The 14,821-nt window shown below is 71.8% G+C and carries 13 protein-coding genes; 6 read left to right on the top strand and 7 right to left on the bottom strand.

The genetic code is table 11. The annotated features are described in order from the left end of the window. Positions 1-72: 72 nt before the first annotated feature. Positions 73-657, top strand: a complete 585-nt coding sequence (locus tag KUM49_RS01195; RefSeq protein WP_217234729.1) for a TetR/AcrR family transcriptional regulator — start codon at positions 73-75, stop codon at positions 655-657. On the opposite strand, the gene KUM49_RS01190 is transcribed toward KUM49_RS01195, so the two are convergent. The 6 genes from KUM49_RS01190 to KUM49_RS01165 form a co-directional block, all read right to left on the bottom strand. Continuing rightward, the gene (locus KUM49_RS01190) at positions 644-1,318 is read right to left on the bottom strand and encodes a dipeptide/oligopeptide/nickel ABC transporter ATP-binding protein (protein WP_217234728.1); all 675 of its coding nucleotides are present in this window, start codon (positions 1,316-1,318) and stop codon (positions 644-646) included. The two genes, KUM49_RS01195 and KUM49_RS01190, sit on opposite strands and share 14 nt — an antisense overlap. Further along, a complete protein-coding gene (locus KUM49_RS01185; RefSeq protein WP_217234727.1) occupies positions 1,305-2,288 on the bottom strand; it encodes an ABC transporter ATP-binding protein in 984 nt (327 codons plus the stop codon). The genes KUM49_RS01190 and KUM49_RS01185 overlap by 14 nt, the downstream gene beginning before the upstream one ends. After that, on the bottom strand, positions 2,278-4,017 hold the full coding sequence (locus KUM49_RS01180) for an ABC transporter permease subunit (protein ID WP_217234726.1): 1,740 nt from the start codon (positions 4,015-4,017) through the stop codon (positions 2,278-2,280). Before KUM49_RS01180 ends, KUM49_RS01185 begins: the two co-directional genes overlap by 11 nt. Then, positions 4,014-5,510 carry an ABC transporter substrate-binding protein gene (locus tag KUM49_RS01175; protein ID WP_217234725.1) on the bottom strand — a complete coding sequence of 499 codons (1,497 nt, stop codon included), beginning with the start codon at positions 5,508-5,510 and terminating at the stop codon, positions 4,014-4,016. The genes KUM49_RS01180 and KUM49_RS01175 overlap by 4 nt, the downstream gene beginning before the upstream one ends. Positions 5,511-5,668: 158 nt before the next feature. Further along, positions 5,669-6,076: a hypothetical protein gene (locus KUM49_RS01170; RefSeq protein ID WP_217234724.1), complete on the bottom strand. Its 408-nt coding sequence runs from the start codon at positions 6,074-6,076 to the stop codon at positions 5,669-5,671. 118 nt (positions 6,077-6,194) lie between these two features. After that, a complete protein-coding gene (locus tag KUM49_RS01165) occupies positions 6,195-7,394 on the bottom strand; it encodes a CdaR family transcriptional regulator (RefSeq protein ID WP_217234723.1) in 1,200 nt (399 codons plus the stop codon). Between the two features lie 164 nt (positions 7,395-7,558). On the opposite strand from KUM49_RS01165, the gene KUM49_RS01160 reads away from it, so the two are divergent. From KUM49_RS01160 to KUM49_RS49695, 3 genes are all read left to right on the top strand, one after another. Beyond that, a complete protein-coding gene (locus KUM49_RS01160) occupies positions 7,559-8,485 on the top strand; it encodes a proline dehydrogenase family protein (RefSeq protein ID WP_217234722.1) in 927 nt (308 codons plus the stop codon). 47 nt (positions 8,486-8,532) lie between these two features. Further along, positions 8,533-10,164: an L-glutamate gamma-semialdehyde dehydrogenase gene (pruA, locus tag KUM49_RS01155; RefSeq protein WP_217234721.1), complete on the top strand. Its 1,632-nt coding sequence runs from the start codon at positions 8,533-8,535 to the stop codon at positions 10,162-10,164. Positions 10,165-10,440: 276 nt separating this feature from the next. Next, on the top strand, positions 10,441-10,572 hold the full coding sequence (locus KUM49_RS49695; RefSeq protein ID WP_302185381.1) for a hypothetical protein: 132 nt from the start codon (positions 10,441-10,443) through the stop codon (positions 10,570-10,572). A 71-nt stretch (positions 10,573-10,643) separates the two neighbouring features. Here KUM49_RS49695 and KUM49_RS01150 read toward each other — a convergent pair whose 3' ends face one another. After that, on the bottom strand, positions 10,644-12,218 hold the full coding sequence (locus KUM49_RS01150; protein ID WP_217234720.1) for a metallophosphoesterase family protein: 1,575 nt from the start codon (positions 12,216-12,218) through the stop codon (positions 10,644-10,646). Between the two features lie 143 nt (positions 12,219-12,361). Here KUM49_RS01150 and KUM49_RS01145 point away from each other — a divergent pair, with 143 nt between their 5' ends. Both KUM49_RS01145 and KUM49_RS01140 read left to right on the top strand, forming a co-directional pair. After that, the gene (locus KUM49_RS01145) at positions 12,362-13,405 is read left to right on the top strand and encodes a 3-isopropylmalate dehydrogenase (protein WP_217234719.1); all 1,044 of its coding nucleotides are present in this window, start codon (positions 12,362-12,364) and stop codon (positions 13,403-13,405) included. A gap of 256 nt (positions 13,406-13,661) precedes the next feature. Beyond that, positions 13,662-14,750 carry a branched-chain amino acid aminotransferase gene (locus tag KUM49_RS01140; RefSeq protein WP_217234718.1) on the top strand — a complete coding sequence of 363 codons (1,089 nt, stop codon included), beginning with the start codon at positions 13,662-13,664 and terminating at the stop codon, positions 14,748-14,750. Positions 14,751-14,821 lie beyond the last annotated feature (71 nt).

The following is a 14,821-nucleotide window of genomic DNA, read 5'->3' as shown; positions in this document are numbered from 1 at the left end:
AACGCTTGTCTAGTACGGATGTATAGGTCGACCGTCTGGGACGGTTGTATGGACCCGGGTACGCTGCTCTGCATGGGACACCGTGAGGATCTGCTCGAAGGCGCCAAGCGCTGCCTGTTGCAGAAGGGGTTCGCGCGGACGACGGCGCGCGACATCGTCAAGGAGTCGGGGACGAACCTGGCGTCCATCGGGTACCACTACGGCTCGAAGGGCGCACTGCTCGCGCAGGCCTACGTGGCGCTGGTCGAGGCAATGGGTGATGCCTTCGAGGGGGACGGGATCGCCACCAGCGCCACCGAGCCCGGCTCCGTCGAACGGTTCCAGGCGGTGTGGTCGAACATCGTCGGCACCATGCGGGATCCGGGTTCGATCTGGCACCTCAGCATGGAGGTCCTGGTCATGGGCGACGAGATGCCCGAGGTGCGCGATCACCTGGCGCTGGCCCAGCGGGAGGCGGCGCGCGGGCTCATCCCGCTGCTGATGGGCGGCCGGGAGGAGGACGTCTCGGACGAGACCGTGGACACCCTCGGCGCGTTCTATCTGACCCTGATGACCGGCCTCATCGCGCAGTGGACCTTCGACCCGAAGACCGCCCCCGGCGCCGAGCAGCTGGCCGAGGGCCTGCGCCAGGTGATCGCCGGAGTCACGAAGCGCTGACGCGTCCGTCCCGCATCTCCAGCACCCGGTCCGCGAAGTGCCGTACGACCGCCCGGTCGTGGCAGATGAACAGGTAGCCGAGCCCCAGCTCGTCCTGGAGGTCGGCGAGCAGGTTCAGCACGCCGGCCCGGACGGACGGGTCGAGGGCCGACACCGGTTCGTCGAGGACCAGCAGACGCGGCTCGGAGGCCAGGGCGCGGGCGATGCCGGCGCGCTGGCACTGGCCGCCGGAGAGTTCGTGCGGGTGGCGGTCGCCGTACGACGGGTCGAGGCCGACGCGGTCGAGGAGGTCGGCCACCCGGGCGGGGCCGTCGTCCGGGTTCCAGCGACCCTGGACCCTCAGCGGTTCGGCGACCGCGTCGCGGATGCGGTGACGGGGGCTGAGGGAGCCGTACGGATCCTGGAAGACGGGCTGCATGCGGGGGCGCAGCGGGCGGAGTTCGCGTTCGGGGAGAGTGGTCAGCTCCCGGCCCTCGAAGCGCACTTCGCCGCTGTCCGGGCGGCGCAGTTGCAGGACCGCCAGGGCGGTGGAGGACTTGCCGCAGCCGGAGGGGCCGTTCAGGGCCAGCGTCTCTCCGGCGTGCAGGGCGAAGGAGACGTGGTCCACCGCCGTGACCGGTCCGTGGCGGACGACGAGGTCGTGGACGTCAAGAAGAGGCATACGGCTTCTCCAGGAACAACTCGACGGCGGGGTGCGGGACGTCGGCCCAGCGGTGACAGGCGACCAGTCGTCCGTCCACCGGGCGCGGCTCCGGTTCCTCGTGGTGACAGGCGTCCGCGGCGAGCGGGCAGCGCGGGGCGAAGGCGCAGCCCGGCGGCAGCATGCCCGGTGCGGGCGGGGTGCCCGGAAGGGTGGGCAGGCGGCGCCCGGCGGGAGCGAACTGGGGCAGGGACGCCAGCAGACCCGCCGTGTAGGGGGCCGACGGGCGGTTCAACACCTCGTGTGCCGGGCCGAGTTCGGTCAGGCGTCCGGCGTACATGACCAGCGCGCGGTCCGCGTGCTCTCGTACGACGTCCAGGTCGTGGGTGACCAGGACGAGTGCCGCCCCGACCGCTTCCCGCTGTTCGCCGAGCACCCGGAGCACCTGGTCCCGGCGCTCCTCGTCCAGCGCGGTGGTCGGCTCGTCGGCGACGAGGACGTCGGGTTCGTTGATCGTCGCCATCGCGATGACCGCCCGCTGCCGCATGCCGCCGGAGAACTCGTGCGGGTACGCGCGCGCCTTGCGGGCGGCGTCCGGAATGCCGACGCGGTCGAGCGCGGCCACCGCCCGGGCCCGGGCCTCCCTGCGGGACACCCCGGCCACCGACCGTACGGCGACGGCGAGTTGGTCGCCCACCGGGTGCACGGGGGAGAGGGCGGAGAGGGCGTCCTGCGGCACGAGGGCGATGCGGCGGCCGCGCTGGGCGGCGAGATCACTCTCGCCGAGCAGTCGTATGCTCCCGCTCGTCGTCGCACCGGGTGGCAGCATGCCCAGCAGGGCCCGCGCCGTGAGGGACTTGCCCGCGCCCGACTCGCCGACGACGGCCAGCACTTCGCGCGGGCGGACGTCGAAGGACAGGCCGCGCACGGCCTCGACGCCGTCGAAGGCGATCCGGAGATCGCGTACGGAGAGAAGTGCCTCAGACTCCAACGGGGGCCGCCTTCCGGGTGTCGCGGGTGACTCGCCGGCCCTGCGCGTACGCCGCTCCCGACACCGCCAGCCCCGCCAGCACGGCCAGAGCCACCGCCGGGGCGAGGGCCGCCCACGGGGCGCGTTCCACGTACGCGCGGGATTCGTCGAGGAGCAGGCCCCACTCGGGGGCGGGCGGCTGGGCTCCGAGGCCCAGGAAGCCGAGGGAGGCCAGGGCGAGGGCGATGCCGGGCAGGCGCAGCAGGGCGTGCCGGGCGACGGGCGCCGCCACCGACGGGAGGACGTGCCGGGTGAGGATCCACAGCGGGGTCGCGCCGATGGCCCGTTGCGCGGTGAGGAAGGAGGACGCCCGCACCTCCTGCACCAGCGCCGCCGCGTGCGCGGCCAGGGGCGGCCAGGAGATCAGCGCGACGGCGAGGGCCGCTCCGCCGGTGCCGGGTCCGGACACCGCGGCGACCAGGATGCCGACGATCACCGGGGGCAGGGCGTTCGCGATGTCCGCCGCGCCGGCCGCGACACCGGGCAGGAAGCCGAGGGCCAGCGCGAGCAGCAGGCTCAGCAGGCACACGGCCGCCGCCGTGCCGACCGTCGGGGCGGCGCCGTGCCCGAGCCGGGCGAGCACGTCCCGGCCGAGGCCGTCGGTGCCGAGCGGGTGTGACCAGGAGGGCGCGGCCAGCCGGGCGGCCGGGTCGAGGACGTACGGGTCGCGCAGCAAACCCCAGCCGATCGCCGTCGCGAGCAGGACGGCGAGGGCGGCCGGGATCGCCGGGTGTGCGCGGACCGGCCGGACCGGCGGCAGGGACAGCCCGGCGTCCCGCAGGGCCGGGCCCAGCAGCCGACGCCGTACGAGCGCCGCGATCGCGCCCGTGACCAGGCCGAGCAGCAGCAGGGCGAGGACCGCGCCCTGGAGCAGCGGCAGATCCTGTGACTTGGCCGCGCCGAGCGCCGTACGGCCGATGCCGGGTACGGCGAACACGGTCTCGACGGCGACCGCGCCACCGGTCAGCCCGACGGCCACCATCCCGAACTGCGGTACCAGCGGCGGCAGTACGCGCTTGAGGGCGGCCGCCGAGACGCTCCCGCGGCCCACTCCGGCTCCTCGCCACAGCTCCACCCACCGCTCGTCCAGCACGGCGGGCAGCGCGTCCGCGAACAGCCGGCCGAGCAGACCGCCCGCGGGGACGCCGAGGGCGAGCGCGGGCAGGACCATGTACTGCGGGCCCTGCCAGCCGGACGTCGGCAGCCACCCCAGCCACACCCCACAGACCAGCAACGCGACGGTGGCCAGCAGGAACTCGGGCACGGCCGCCAGCATCGCGGCCCACGCCCCGGACGAGCCCCGCCCCCGCACCAGCACGGGCGCCACCAGCGCGCACGCCAGCAGCACCGCGACCGCGAAGGCCGCCCCCATCAGCGCCAGCGACACCTGGAGCCCGGAGACGACGGACGGCAGGACGTCGGTGCCGGAGACCCAGGACGTGCCGAGGTCCGCGTGCAGCAGGTCAAAGGCCCAGCTCCCGAGCAGGGAGAGGGGACCGGCGTCGAGACCGAGATCCTGTCGGATGGCGTCCAGGGCCTGCTCGGTCGGCTCCTGTTCGGCGGAGCGTGCCCGCAGGACCGTCAGGGCGGGGTCGCGGCCGGAGAGCCAGGGCAGCAGGCCCACGGTGGTCAGGACGGCGAGCAGGCAAAGGGCCCGGGTCGCCCCGGCCGCTCTGGTGCGGAGCTTCACCTGAGGTGCGTGTCGGCCGTGACCAGCTCCCGCTCGCGGGGGTCGTGGGCGGCGTCGACGACCCCGGCGGCGTCGCCCTGGATCACCCGCTCGTGGAGCATCGGCACGGCCGCGTCGGTGGCCAGCACGGCGGCCTCGGCCTCGATGACGGCCTTGCGGCGGGTGTCGCCGGCCTTGGTTCCGCCCGCCTTGGTCAGCGCCTTGTCCACGGTGGGGTTCGCGAGCTGGGAGATGTTGAAGGAGCCGTCGGAGGCGAAGTCGCTGTAGAGGTAGGCGGCCGGGTCGCCGGAGTCGAGGACGGTGGCCCGGGAGAGGATGAACGCGTCGAACTCGCCCGCCAGCGCGTCGGATTCGATGTTGGCGTACTCGCGGACGTCCAGCTTCACCTTGAAGCCGGCCTTCTGGAGCTGCTGTTGGAGTGTGGCCGCCACCTCGGGAAGTTCGGCGCGGTCGGTGAAGGTGCCGATGGTGATGGTCTTCCCGGACGGGTCGCCCGCTTTGGCGCGGGACACCGGCGCGCGCAGTCCGGCCGCCCACGGCAGCGCGGGCCCCAGCAGCCCTTCGGCGACGTCCGCGCGACCCTCGTACACGCTCTTCACGATCGTCGCGGCGTCGATCGCCTCGCGGGCGGCGGCCCGCAGCGAGGCGTTCTTGAAGGCGCCCTTCTCGGTGTTCAGGTACAGGGTGTTGGTGCGCGGCATCGGGACCTCGGTGATCAGGTCCTCGTCGAGCAGCGCGGCCTGCGAGACGGGGACCGCCTCGACGATGTCGGCCTCGCCGCTGCGCAGGGCGGCGGCGCGGGCGGTGCCGTCCGGCACGAACCTGACGTCGATCCCGGGGGACTTGGCCTTGTCGCCCCAGTAGTCGTCGTACCGGTCGAGGGTGGCGGACGAGGTGCCGTTGACCTTGGTCAGCTCGAAGGGGCCGGTGCCGGCGCCGACGGGGTTCACGGTCTTCCCGGCGTACGCCTTCGGCGCGAGGATGGACAGCTGCGGGGAGCTGAGGCGTTGCGGGACGAGGGGGTCCTCGACGCCGGTGGTGACCACGACCGTGTCCTGGCCCTCGGCCTTCGCCGTCAGTTCGACGCCGTCGAGGATGCGGGGTTTGGGGGCGGCACCGGCGGCCGTGGTGAGGGAACGGACGACGGTCTCGGCGGTCAGCTGTGTGCCGTCGTGGAAGGTGACCCCGTCTCTGACGGTGAAGGTCCAGCTCTTCCCCGACTGGGTCCACTTGGTGGCCAGCGCGGGTTCGGCGTCTCCCTCCTTGTCCAGCTTGACCAGCGTCTCGGCCGTCGACCAGCGGGACAGTTTGAACGCGTCGTCGGACAGCGGGGACAGCCCGGAGCGCGGGGGGAGCATCATCGCGACACGTATTCGCTTGCCGTCCCCCTCGTCACCCGTGGCCGACTCCGCGCCGGCGAAGCAGCCGGTGAGCAGGGCGGAGGCGGCCGTGAGGGCGGTGGCGGGGAGCAGGCGGTGGGCGGGCAGGCGCACGGGACCCTCCGGGTAAAGGGGCGGTCAAGGGTGAGTGCAGTGACCGTAGCACGATGACAATCGTTTTCAACAATCCCTCCGCCGCTGCCCGATCGGCGCCCGAATCGGCGCCCGCCCCGGGTGACCGTCCGGTGTCCGCCGGACACGGAACGGCCTGCTCACTCCCGGGTTTCGGCGGGCCGGATCCACATGCCGGGACGGCGCCGGTGGACGGTCAGGTACGCCATGCCACGCTCGCCCGCGGCCAGGCCCCGACTGGAGCCGTGGGGCAGCCAGGCGAGGCTGCCTTCGCTCAGGGGGCACGGTCCGTCGGAGGTGGCCAAGGTGCCGTCTCCGGCCACCACCAGCAGGAGGACATCCAGGTCCGGCTCGGTGTGCGGATCGACGTGCCGGCCGGGCGGGATCCGGACGACGTTGGCGTCGACCTGGCGGCCGGGTTCCGCCAGCCGCCACACGGCGCCTGTCGATGCCTGGTCGAGCGTCTCCAGCGTTCCGGTGTCGAACAGGACCCGAGGCACCGGCGCCCCGTCGGCCGGGTCCGGGGAATCGCCGTCTGTCACCGTCACTACTGTCACCGTCCGATCTGTCCTGCCCTGCGGATTCTTGCCTTGCGTTGCGTGCCCCTCGGCACGGGTCGGTCCGCTGCCGGGAGAACATCCGAAGCCGTCCCGGCGGCCTGGCCGGCTACAGCCGAGCCCCCTTCAACGCCATGTGCAGCAGCAGCCGGTCCTCCCCGTCGTCCAGGTCCAGCCCCGTGAGCTGTTCGACCCGCGACAACCGGTAGTAAAGGGTCTGCCGGTGGATCCGCAGCTCCGCCGCCGTCCGGCCCGCCTGGCCCGCGCAGTCGAGGTAGACCTCGGCCGTGCGGGCAAGTTCGCGGTGGGCGGGGGAGAGGAGCCTGCGTACGGCGGGGTCGTGGGCCGTCTGCGGCGACAGGGCCGTCAGCAGGCGGTACGGGCCGATCGACGCCCACTCGGCGACCGGGCCGAGGCGGGGTTCCGCCAGGGCCGCGCGGGCGGCGGCCGAGGCCTCCTGCCAGGCCGTGCCCAGTTCCGCGAGCCCGGCGCGGGCCGCCGCGACGCCGGCGGCGGCCGTCGCGCCGTGCGCCCGCTCCAGCAGCCGCCCCGCCGCCGACGCGGCTGGTGTCAGGACGTCCGCCGAGCGCAGCCGCACCAGCAGGGCCAGGGACGTGGCCGTCGTCCCCCACGGCACCGTGCACAGGGCGGTCGCCCCCGGCACGGTACGGACCGAAGGGGCGTCGTCCGGGCCGGTCGCGGGCCACGGGGCCACGCACACCACCGTGTGCAGGGTGTCGGTGCGCGGCCCGAGGGCGCTGCGGAGTTCGGCGACGGCCATGTCGCGCTGCCAGTCGCGCTCGGCCGTGAGCACCGCCCTCAGTTCCCGCGAGAGGTCCGCCCCGTGCTGCGCCTCGTCCGCGAGCAGCGCGCCGATGCGGGCGGTCACCTCCATGGCCGCCGTCAGCTGCCGTTCGGTGGGCCCCGGGTCGTCGGCCAGCAGCCAGACGTAGCCGAGGGCGACACCCCGATGGCGTACGGGAAGGCAGACGCGCCCCCGGTACACCCCCGCCTCCGGCGTCGGCGGGATGCGGACGGGGCCGGTCGCCCGCGTGATGCCGAAGCCCTCGAACCACGTCCGGACCGCGGACGTCGAGCGGCGGGTCAGGATCGAGCGGGTGCGCACCGGGTCCAGGGCGGCGGCGTCGAGTTCGCCCTCACTGTCGTACGCGCCGAAGGCGATCAGCTCGAAGTCACGGCTCTCCAGCGTCGCCGGGGCGCCGAGGATCTCCGAGACCTCGTCGACCAGCTCCTGGTAGTCGCCCTTGTGGTCCTTGTAATCCGACGTCACCCGGGCATTCTCCCGCATTTCCGCAAGCCCTTCATACATCTGTCTGAGATCCGGGGCACGGATGCGTGACAGCTGTCGATGGCAGACGATCGGGGGGATCCTTAGGTTTCACGGTGGTTCTCCGTGCCGTTCCCGGAACGTAGGGAAGCGGCCTCGTCTGGGTTGGTATGTGGAGGTTCCCCGTGCTGGGTCCCGTGATTCTCGCCGCGTCGCGCAGCGACCGGATGCGCCACCTGATCTCGGCGGCCCCGGTGACCAAGCGGGTCGTCGACCGCTTCATCCCGGGCGAGACCGTCGACGAGATCGTGCCCGTCGTCCGGTCGCTGACGGACCGGGGCCTCGAGCTGACGATGGACGTCGTCGGCGAGGACATCACCACCCCCGGGCAGGCCGCCGCCGCGCGGGACGCGTACCTGGAGCTCGTCGACCGGCTGAAGCAGCTGGAGCTGGGCGCCCGCGCCGAGATGTCGGTGAAGCTGTCGATGTTCGGCCAGGCACTGTCCGGTGGCCACGAGCTGGCCCTCGGCAACGTCCGGCCCGTCGTCGAGGCCGCCGCCGCCATCGGCACGACCGTCACCCTCGACGCCGAGGACCACACCACCCTCGACTCGATGTTCGCCATCCACGACGAGCTGCGGAAGGACTTCCCGCAGACCGGCTGCGTGATCCAGGCCTACCTCTTCCGCACCGAGGCCGACGCCCGCCGCCTCGCCGGGAACGGCAGCCGGGTCCGGCTGGTGAAGGGGGCGTACAAGGAACCCGCCGAGGTCGCGTACCAGCGCAAGCACGAGATCGACAAGGCGTACGTCCGGATCCTGAAGGTCCTGATGCAGGGGGAGGGGTACCCGATGATCGGGTCCCACGACCCGCGCATCATCTCCATCGCCCAGGAACTGGCCCGGCGCTCCGGCCGCAAGCCCGGCGAGTACGAGTTCCAGATGCTGTACGGCATCCGGGGCGACGAGCACCTGCGGCTCGCCGCCGAGGGCCACCGGATGCGCGTCTACACCGCCTACGGCACCGACTGGTACGGCTACTTCATGCGCCGCCTGGCGGAGAAGCCGGCCAACCTGCGCTTCTTCGCCCGCTCGATCCTCACCAAGGACTGAGCCGCACACCGCTCGCAACACCGCTCAGTTAAGGAGTTACGGAACCCATGGACGCTGTGACCCAGGTCCCCACCCCCGTCAACGAGCCGGTGCACGGCTATGCCCCTGGCTCGCCCGAGCGCGCCCGGCTGGAGGCCAGGCTGAAGGAGCTGGCCGAGAACCCGGTCGACCTGCCGTGCACCATCGGCGGTGAGCAGCGGCTCGGTGGCGGCGAGCGTTTCGACGTCGTGCAGCCGCACAACCACAAGGCCGTCCTCGGTACCTACGGCAACGCCACCCGGCAGGACGCCCAGGACGCCATCGACGCGGCCCTCGCCGCCGCGCCCGGCTGGCGTGCGATGTCGTTCGACGACCGTGCGGCGATCATCCTGCGCGCGGCGGACCTGCTGGCCGGCCCCTGGCGCGAGACGCTCGCCGCCTCCACCATGCTGGGCCAGTCCAAGACCGCGCAGCAGGCCGAGATCGACACCCCCTGTGAGCTGGTCGACTTCTGGCGCTTCAACGTCAAGTACGCCCGTGACCTGCTCGCCGAGCAGCCCCCGGCCAACTCCCCGGGCGTCTGGAACCGCCTCGACCACCGCCCGCTCGAGGGCTTCGTCTACGCGATCACGCCGTTCAACTTCACGGCGATCGCCGGCAACCTGCCGACGGCCCCGGCCCTGATGGGCAACGTGGTCGTGTGGAAGCCGTCCCCGACGCAGACCCACGCCGCCGTGCTGCTCATGCGGCTCCTGGAGGAGGCCGGTCTGCCCAAGGGCGTCATCAACCTCGTCACCGGTGACGGCATCGAGGTCTCCGAGGTCGCCCTGGCCCACCGCGACCTGGCCGGCATCCACTTCACCGGCTCGACCAAGACCTTCCAGTACCTGTGGAAGACGGTAGGCGCCAACATCGAGCAGTACCGCTCCTACCCCCGCCTGGTCGGTGAGACCGGCGGCAAGGACTTCGTCGTCGCCCACCCGAGCGCCGACCCCGCCGTCCTGAAGACGGCCCTGACCCGCGGTGCCTTCGAGTACCAGGGCCAGAAGTGCTCGGCGACCTCCCGGGCGTACATCCCGGCGTCGATCTGGAACAGCGGATTCCGCGAGGAGTTCGCCGCCGAGGTCGACCACATCACCATGGGTGACGTCACCGACCTGTCCCACTTCATCGGCGCCGTCATCGACGAGCGGGCCTTCGCCAAGAACAAGGCGGCCATCGACCGCGCGAAGGCGGACCCCGCCTGCACGATCGTCGCGGGCGGTTCGTACGACGACTCGACCGGCTACTTCGTCCGCCCGACCGTCATCGAGTGCGCCGACCCGGCGAACGAGGTCTTTACCACCGAGTACTTCGGCCCGATCCTCGCCGTGCACGTCTACGAGGACGACAGGTACGACGAGATGCTGACCCAGATGGAGTCGGTTTCCGCCTACGCGCTCACGGGCTCGGTCATCTCGGCCGACCGCGCGGCGACGGCGTACACCATGGACAAGCTGCGCTACGCGGCCGGCAACTTCTACATCAACGACAAGTCGACCGGCGCCGTCGTCGGCCAGCAGCCCTTCGGCGGCGGCCGCGCCTCGGGCACCAACGACAAGGCGGGCGCCCCGCAGAACCTGATGCGCTGGACGCTGACCCGCGCCATCAAGGAGACGCTGGTGCCGCCGACCGACTACACCTACCCGCACATGGGCTGACCTCCCCCACGGGGAAACGGGCCGGGTCGTCGTCGACCCGGCCCGTCCGCGTGTCCAGCCGGTGTGCCGTCTCAGATAGTAGGAAGTCCGAGTAATTGTGGAGACAGGCGCGCGCTCCTCGCTTAGCTTTGTAGGAGCCGAACGTCTCGCTCGACCAAGCGAATGGCGGTCGTGAGCCGGGCCCCGTGCAGGTAACCCCTGCGGTCCGCTCCCCGCCCCTTCCGGCGTCTCGCAACCCCCTGTGCACTCCAGGAAACTCGAAGGAGTCGATTTCCCATGGCCGAGACGACCGCCCGCCGCCGAGTCCGCCGTATTTCCCGTACGAGCGAGTCCGACCGCAAGAACGCAGCGGCTGCCCTCCAGGCCGCCCTCGACCGCCGCGACAACGGCGGCTCGACCGGCCACTGAGCCGGGCCCAGTCCTCGAGCGTCCAGTCCTCATACAAGCCGGGAGCCGCACCCGCGAGGTGCGGCGCGGTCTCAGACGCCGCGCCGCACCTCGAAATGGTCGACGCGCTCCCCGCTCTGCGCCAGCGCCGACACCTTGAGGCGCGGCCGCGCCCCGCTCTCCGCCTCCACCGAGAGGAAGGAGAAGCCCCGGTAGCGCACCCGCGACCACTCCACGGTCTCCTTCTCGGACTCCTTCGACTTCGTCCACCGGAAGGTCTCGACCGGCTCGCGGCCCGTGACGTGCCCCTCGTAGCTCTCCTTCACGCCCGTCGGAAAGCCGTACAGGTCCTTGCCGCCGCCGCCCGCCGTGACGTACACCGTCCCGTCCCGCGTGGGGTCCGTGGACGCGCCGATCGGGACCGGCCTGCCGACCTCGCCGTCCTTGATCGCGTCGGTGCGCTCGTAGACGTGGTTGTGTCCGTTGATCACCAGGTCCACCTGGTGCCTGGCGAACAGGGGCAGCCACTCGGCACGGACCCCGCCGTCGGAGGCGTGCGTGGAGGTCGAGTACGCGCAGTGGTGGAAGAAGACGACGACGAAGTCCACCGTGGCGTCCGCCCGCAGCTCGCCCAGCTTCCGGTCCAGCCAGGCCGTCTGCTTGCCTTCCGTGTAGCCGAAGTTGGCGGGGATCTCGTACGACACGTCGTTCGCGTCCAGAGCCACGAAGCCGACGTTGCCGTACGTGAACGCGTACACGCCCGGCGCCGCGCGCGGGTCGAAGCCGCTGTCCGGCAGGGACCAGCGGGCCAGCTGGCCGCCGTAGCCGTCCGGCGAGTACCAGGCCTCCATGTCGTGGTTGCCGGTCGTCACCATCCACGGCACCGACCTCGTCACCGGCTCGTTCTGCTGGAGGAACAGGTCCCAGAAGGCGGGGTCGTAGCCGTCGGACTTCTCGCCGCGGCCGTTGACGTCGGCGTAGCAGATGTCGCCGGCGTGGAGGTGGAAGGCGGGGTCCTGGCGCAGCAGCACGTGGTCGTTGGCAGCCGCGGCCTTGCCGACTCCCTGGTCGCCGAACGCGGTGAACACGAACCGTTCGGGGCTCTTCGGGGCGGTGCGGAAGGTGCCGATGGTCTTCCTGCGCTCGGGCGACGCCGGGTCGAAGCCGTCGTGGCCGACGCCGTAGTAGTACGTCGTGCCGGGGCGCAGGCCGTCCAGGGTTGCGTGCAGGTAGTACTGGTCGAGCGCCGGGCGCACCCCGGTCAGCCCGGGTGTGTGCAGGTCGCGGACCTCGGCCTCGATCCTGCGGTCGAGGCCGTCGGGCCGGGTCCCGATCCGGAGGTACGGCTTCCGCACCGCGAGCGGCACCTGCCAGGAGACCCGCATCTGCGTCTTCGGGTCGGCGCCGAAGGCGAGATGGCGGCCGAAGGGGGTGACGACGGAGCCGTGCACCCGGGACGCGGCCGTCGCGGCCGTCGCGGTCGTCGCGCCGGCGGTCGCATGCGGCGATCCGTCGCCCGAACAGCCGGTCAGCAGCCCTCCCGCCACCGCGCCGGCCGTCACCAGCGTGCGGCGCCGGGACAGCTTGGTGCGCAGGTACTCGTGCTGTTCCGCCATGCTCATCCGGCGGGCGAGCGCGGGCGGGATGCCGAAGTCGGGGGTTTCCATGGTGGTGAACTTCCCAGCGCAGCCCAACACCCGCCATACGTACGGGTGAACGCAATCCGACAGGATGACGTTGTCCGCCGTCTGCGTGTCCGTATCGCGGACGGCGCGTGTCATCACATGGGACGAGGGAGTACGGTGCCGACATGTCTCGCAGCCTCAATCTCGCAGTGATCCCCGGTGACGGCATCGGGCAGGAAGTCGTGGCCGAAGGCCTGAAGGTCCTCTCCGCCGTCCTCCCGCAGGATGTGAAGCTGGAGACCAAGGAGTACGACTTCGGCGCCGCGCGCTACCACGCCACCGGTGAGACCCTCACCGACGCGGACGCCGCGGCCCTCAAGCAGCACGACGCCATCCTGCTCGGCGCGATCGGCGACCCGTCGGTCCCGTCCGGTGTCCTGGAGCGCGGTTTCCTGCTGAAGCTCCGCTTCCTCTTCGACCACCACGTCAACCTGCGCCCGTCGAAGCTGCTGCCGGGTGTCGCCACCCCGCTGGCCGGCGAGCCCGAGATCGACTTCGTCGTGGTCCGTGAGGGCACCGAGGGGCCGTACACCGGCAACGGCGGCACCATCAGGAAGGGCACTCCGCACGAGGTCGCCACCGAGGTCTCCGTCAACACGGCCTTCGGTGTCGAGCGCGTGGTCCGCGACGCCTTCGCCCGCGCCCAGGCCCGCCCCCGCAAGAAGCTCGCGCTGATCCACAAGAACAACGTGCTGACCTTCGCGGGTCACCTGTGGACGAACATCTTCAACAAGGTGGCCACGGAGTTCCCCGACGTCACCACCGAGTACATGCACGTGGACGCGGCGACCATCTACCTGGTCACGCAGCCCGAGCGCTTCGACGTGATCGTCACCGACAACCTCTTCGGCGACATCATCACCGACCTCGCCGCAGCCGTCTCCGGCGGCATCGGCGTCGCCGCGAGCGGGAACATCAACCCCTCCGGCGAGTTCCCGTCCATGTTCGAGCCGGTCCACGGCTCGGCCCCGGACATCGCAGGTCAGGGCAAGGCCGACCCCACCGCCACGGTCCTGTCCGTCGCCCTCCTGCTGCGTCACCTCGGCTACGAGTCCGAGGCCGCCCGCATCGAGGACGCCGTCTCCACCGACCTCGCGGAGCGCACCGGCAAGCCCGCCCGTTCCACCTCCGAGATCGGCGACGCGCTCGCCGTACGAGTAGCCGGCTGACCCGCCGCGCTGTCGCGAACCTCTCGAAGCCGCCGGGTCCACTCACCACCCGGCGGCTTTCGCATGTCCCCGCCGGGGTGCCACCATCATCCCCTGGGCCGCATTTCACGCTGTTTTTCGTCCACGGCCTCCGTCGCGAGATAATCGAACGCGGAGCCGCGGAATGAGGGAATGCTCGGACGTCCTAGCACTGGCCACTGGCAGTACGGGCGTGAGCGCGGCCCGTCACTATCCGACCGGTGAAGGACAACCACTCATGACGACGCCCACGATCGAGCTCAAGCCCTCGGCCTCGCCACTCTCCGACGCGGAGCGCGACGCGATCCTGGCCAACCCCGGGTTCGGCCGCCACTTCACCGACCACATGGTGATCATCAAGTGGACGGAGGGCCGCGGCTGGCACGACGGCCAGCTCGTCCCGTACGCGCCGATCTCCCTCGACCCGGCGACCATGGTCCTGCACTACGCGCAGGAGATCTTCGAGGGACTCAAGGCCTACCGCCAGCCCGACGGTTCCGTCGCCAGCTTCCGCCCCGAGAAGAACGCCAGGCGCTTCCAGTCCTCGGCCCGCCGCCTCGGCATGCCGGAGCTGCCGGTCGAGACGTTCATCGAGGCGTGCGACGCGCTCGTCCGCCAGGACCAGGCATGGGTCCCGGCGCACGGCGGCGAGGAGTCCCTCTATCTGCGCCCGTTCATGATCGCGACCGAGGTCGGCCTGGGGGTGAAGCCCGCCAACGAGTACCTCTTCCTGGTCATCGCGTCCCCCGCGGGCGCCTACTTCCCCGGTGGCGTCAAGCCGGTCTCCATCTGGCTGTCCGAGGACCGCGTCCGTGCCGTCCCCGGCGGCATGGGCGACGCGAAGACGGGCGGCAACTACGCGGCCTCCCTGCTCGCCCAGGCCGAAGCGGCGACCAAGGGCTGCGACCAGGTCTGCTACCTCGACGCGGTCGAGCACACGTGGGTCGAGGAACTCGGCGGCATGAACCTGTACTTCGTGTACGGCGACAAGATCGTCACGCCCGCCCTCACCGGCTCCATCCTGGAGGGCGTCACCCGCGACTCCCTGCTCACCGTCGCCCGCGACCTCGGGTACGAGTCCGAGGAGGGCCGCGTCTCCGTCGACCAGTGGCAGCGCGACGCCGAGGCCGGCACCCTCACCGAGGTCTTCGCCTGCGGCACGGCGGCCGTGATCACCCCCGTCGGCACGGTCAAGCGCGCCACCGCCGAGTGGCAGCAGGCGGGCGGCGAGCCCGGCGAGGTCACGCTGCGGCTGCGCCAGGCCCTGCTGGACATCCAGCGCGGGACGGCGGAGGACAGGCACGGCTGGATGCACAAGCTGGGCTAGAGGGTCTGTCCGGCGGATCAGGCCGCAGGACATCCGCGGCGCCTCGTCGACGCAGGTGAGCGGGGCCTGGT

The organism is Streptomyces sp. AC555_RSS877, from assembly GCF_019049245.1.
Classification (GTDB): Bacteria; Actinomycetota; Actinomycetes; order Streptomycetales; family Streptomycetaceae; genus Streptomyces.
Note: the sequence above shows the minus strand (reverse complement) of the source record. Positions and strands in the feature narration are given on the sequence as shown.

Excerpts from the sequence above, each read along its gene's own strand:
- KUM49_RS01150 (WP_217234720.1), bottom strand. The coding sequence starts at position 12,218 with ATGGAAACCCCCGACTTCGGCATCCCGCCCGCGCTCGCCCGCCGGATG.
- KUM49_RS01145 (WP_217234719.1), top strand. The coding sequence starts at position 12,362 with ATGTCTCGCAGCCTCAATCTCGCAGTGATCCCCGGTGACGGCATCGGG.
- KUM49_RS01195 (WP_217234729.1), top strand. The coding sequence starts at position 73 with ATGGGACACCGTGAGGATCTGCTCGAAGGCGCCAAGCGCTGCCTGTTG.
- KUM49_RS01165 (WP_217234723.1), bottom strand. The coding sequence starts at position 7,394 with ATGCGGGAGAATGCCCGGGTGACGTCGGATTACAAGGACCACAAGGGC.
- KUM49_RS01190 (WP_217234728.1), bottom strand. The coding sequence starts at position 1,318 with ATGCCTCTTCTTGACGTCCACGACCTCGTCGTCCGCCACGGACCGGTC.
- KUM49_RS01140 (WP_217234718.1), top strand. The coding sequence starts at position 13,662 with ATGACGACGCCCACGATCGAGCTCAAGCCCTCGGCCTCGCCACTCTCC.
- KUM49_RS49695 (WP_302185381.1), top strand. The coding sequence starts at position 10,441 with ATGGCCGAGACGACCGCCCGCCGCCGAGTCCGCCGTATTTCCCGTACG.
- pruA (WP_217234721.1), top strand. The coding sequence starts at position 8,533 with ATGGACGCTGTGACCCAGGTCCCCACCCCCGTCAACGAGCCGGTGCAC.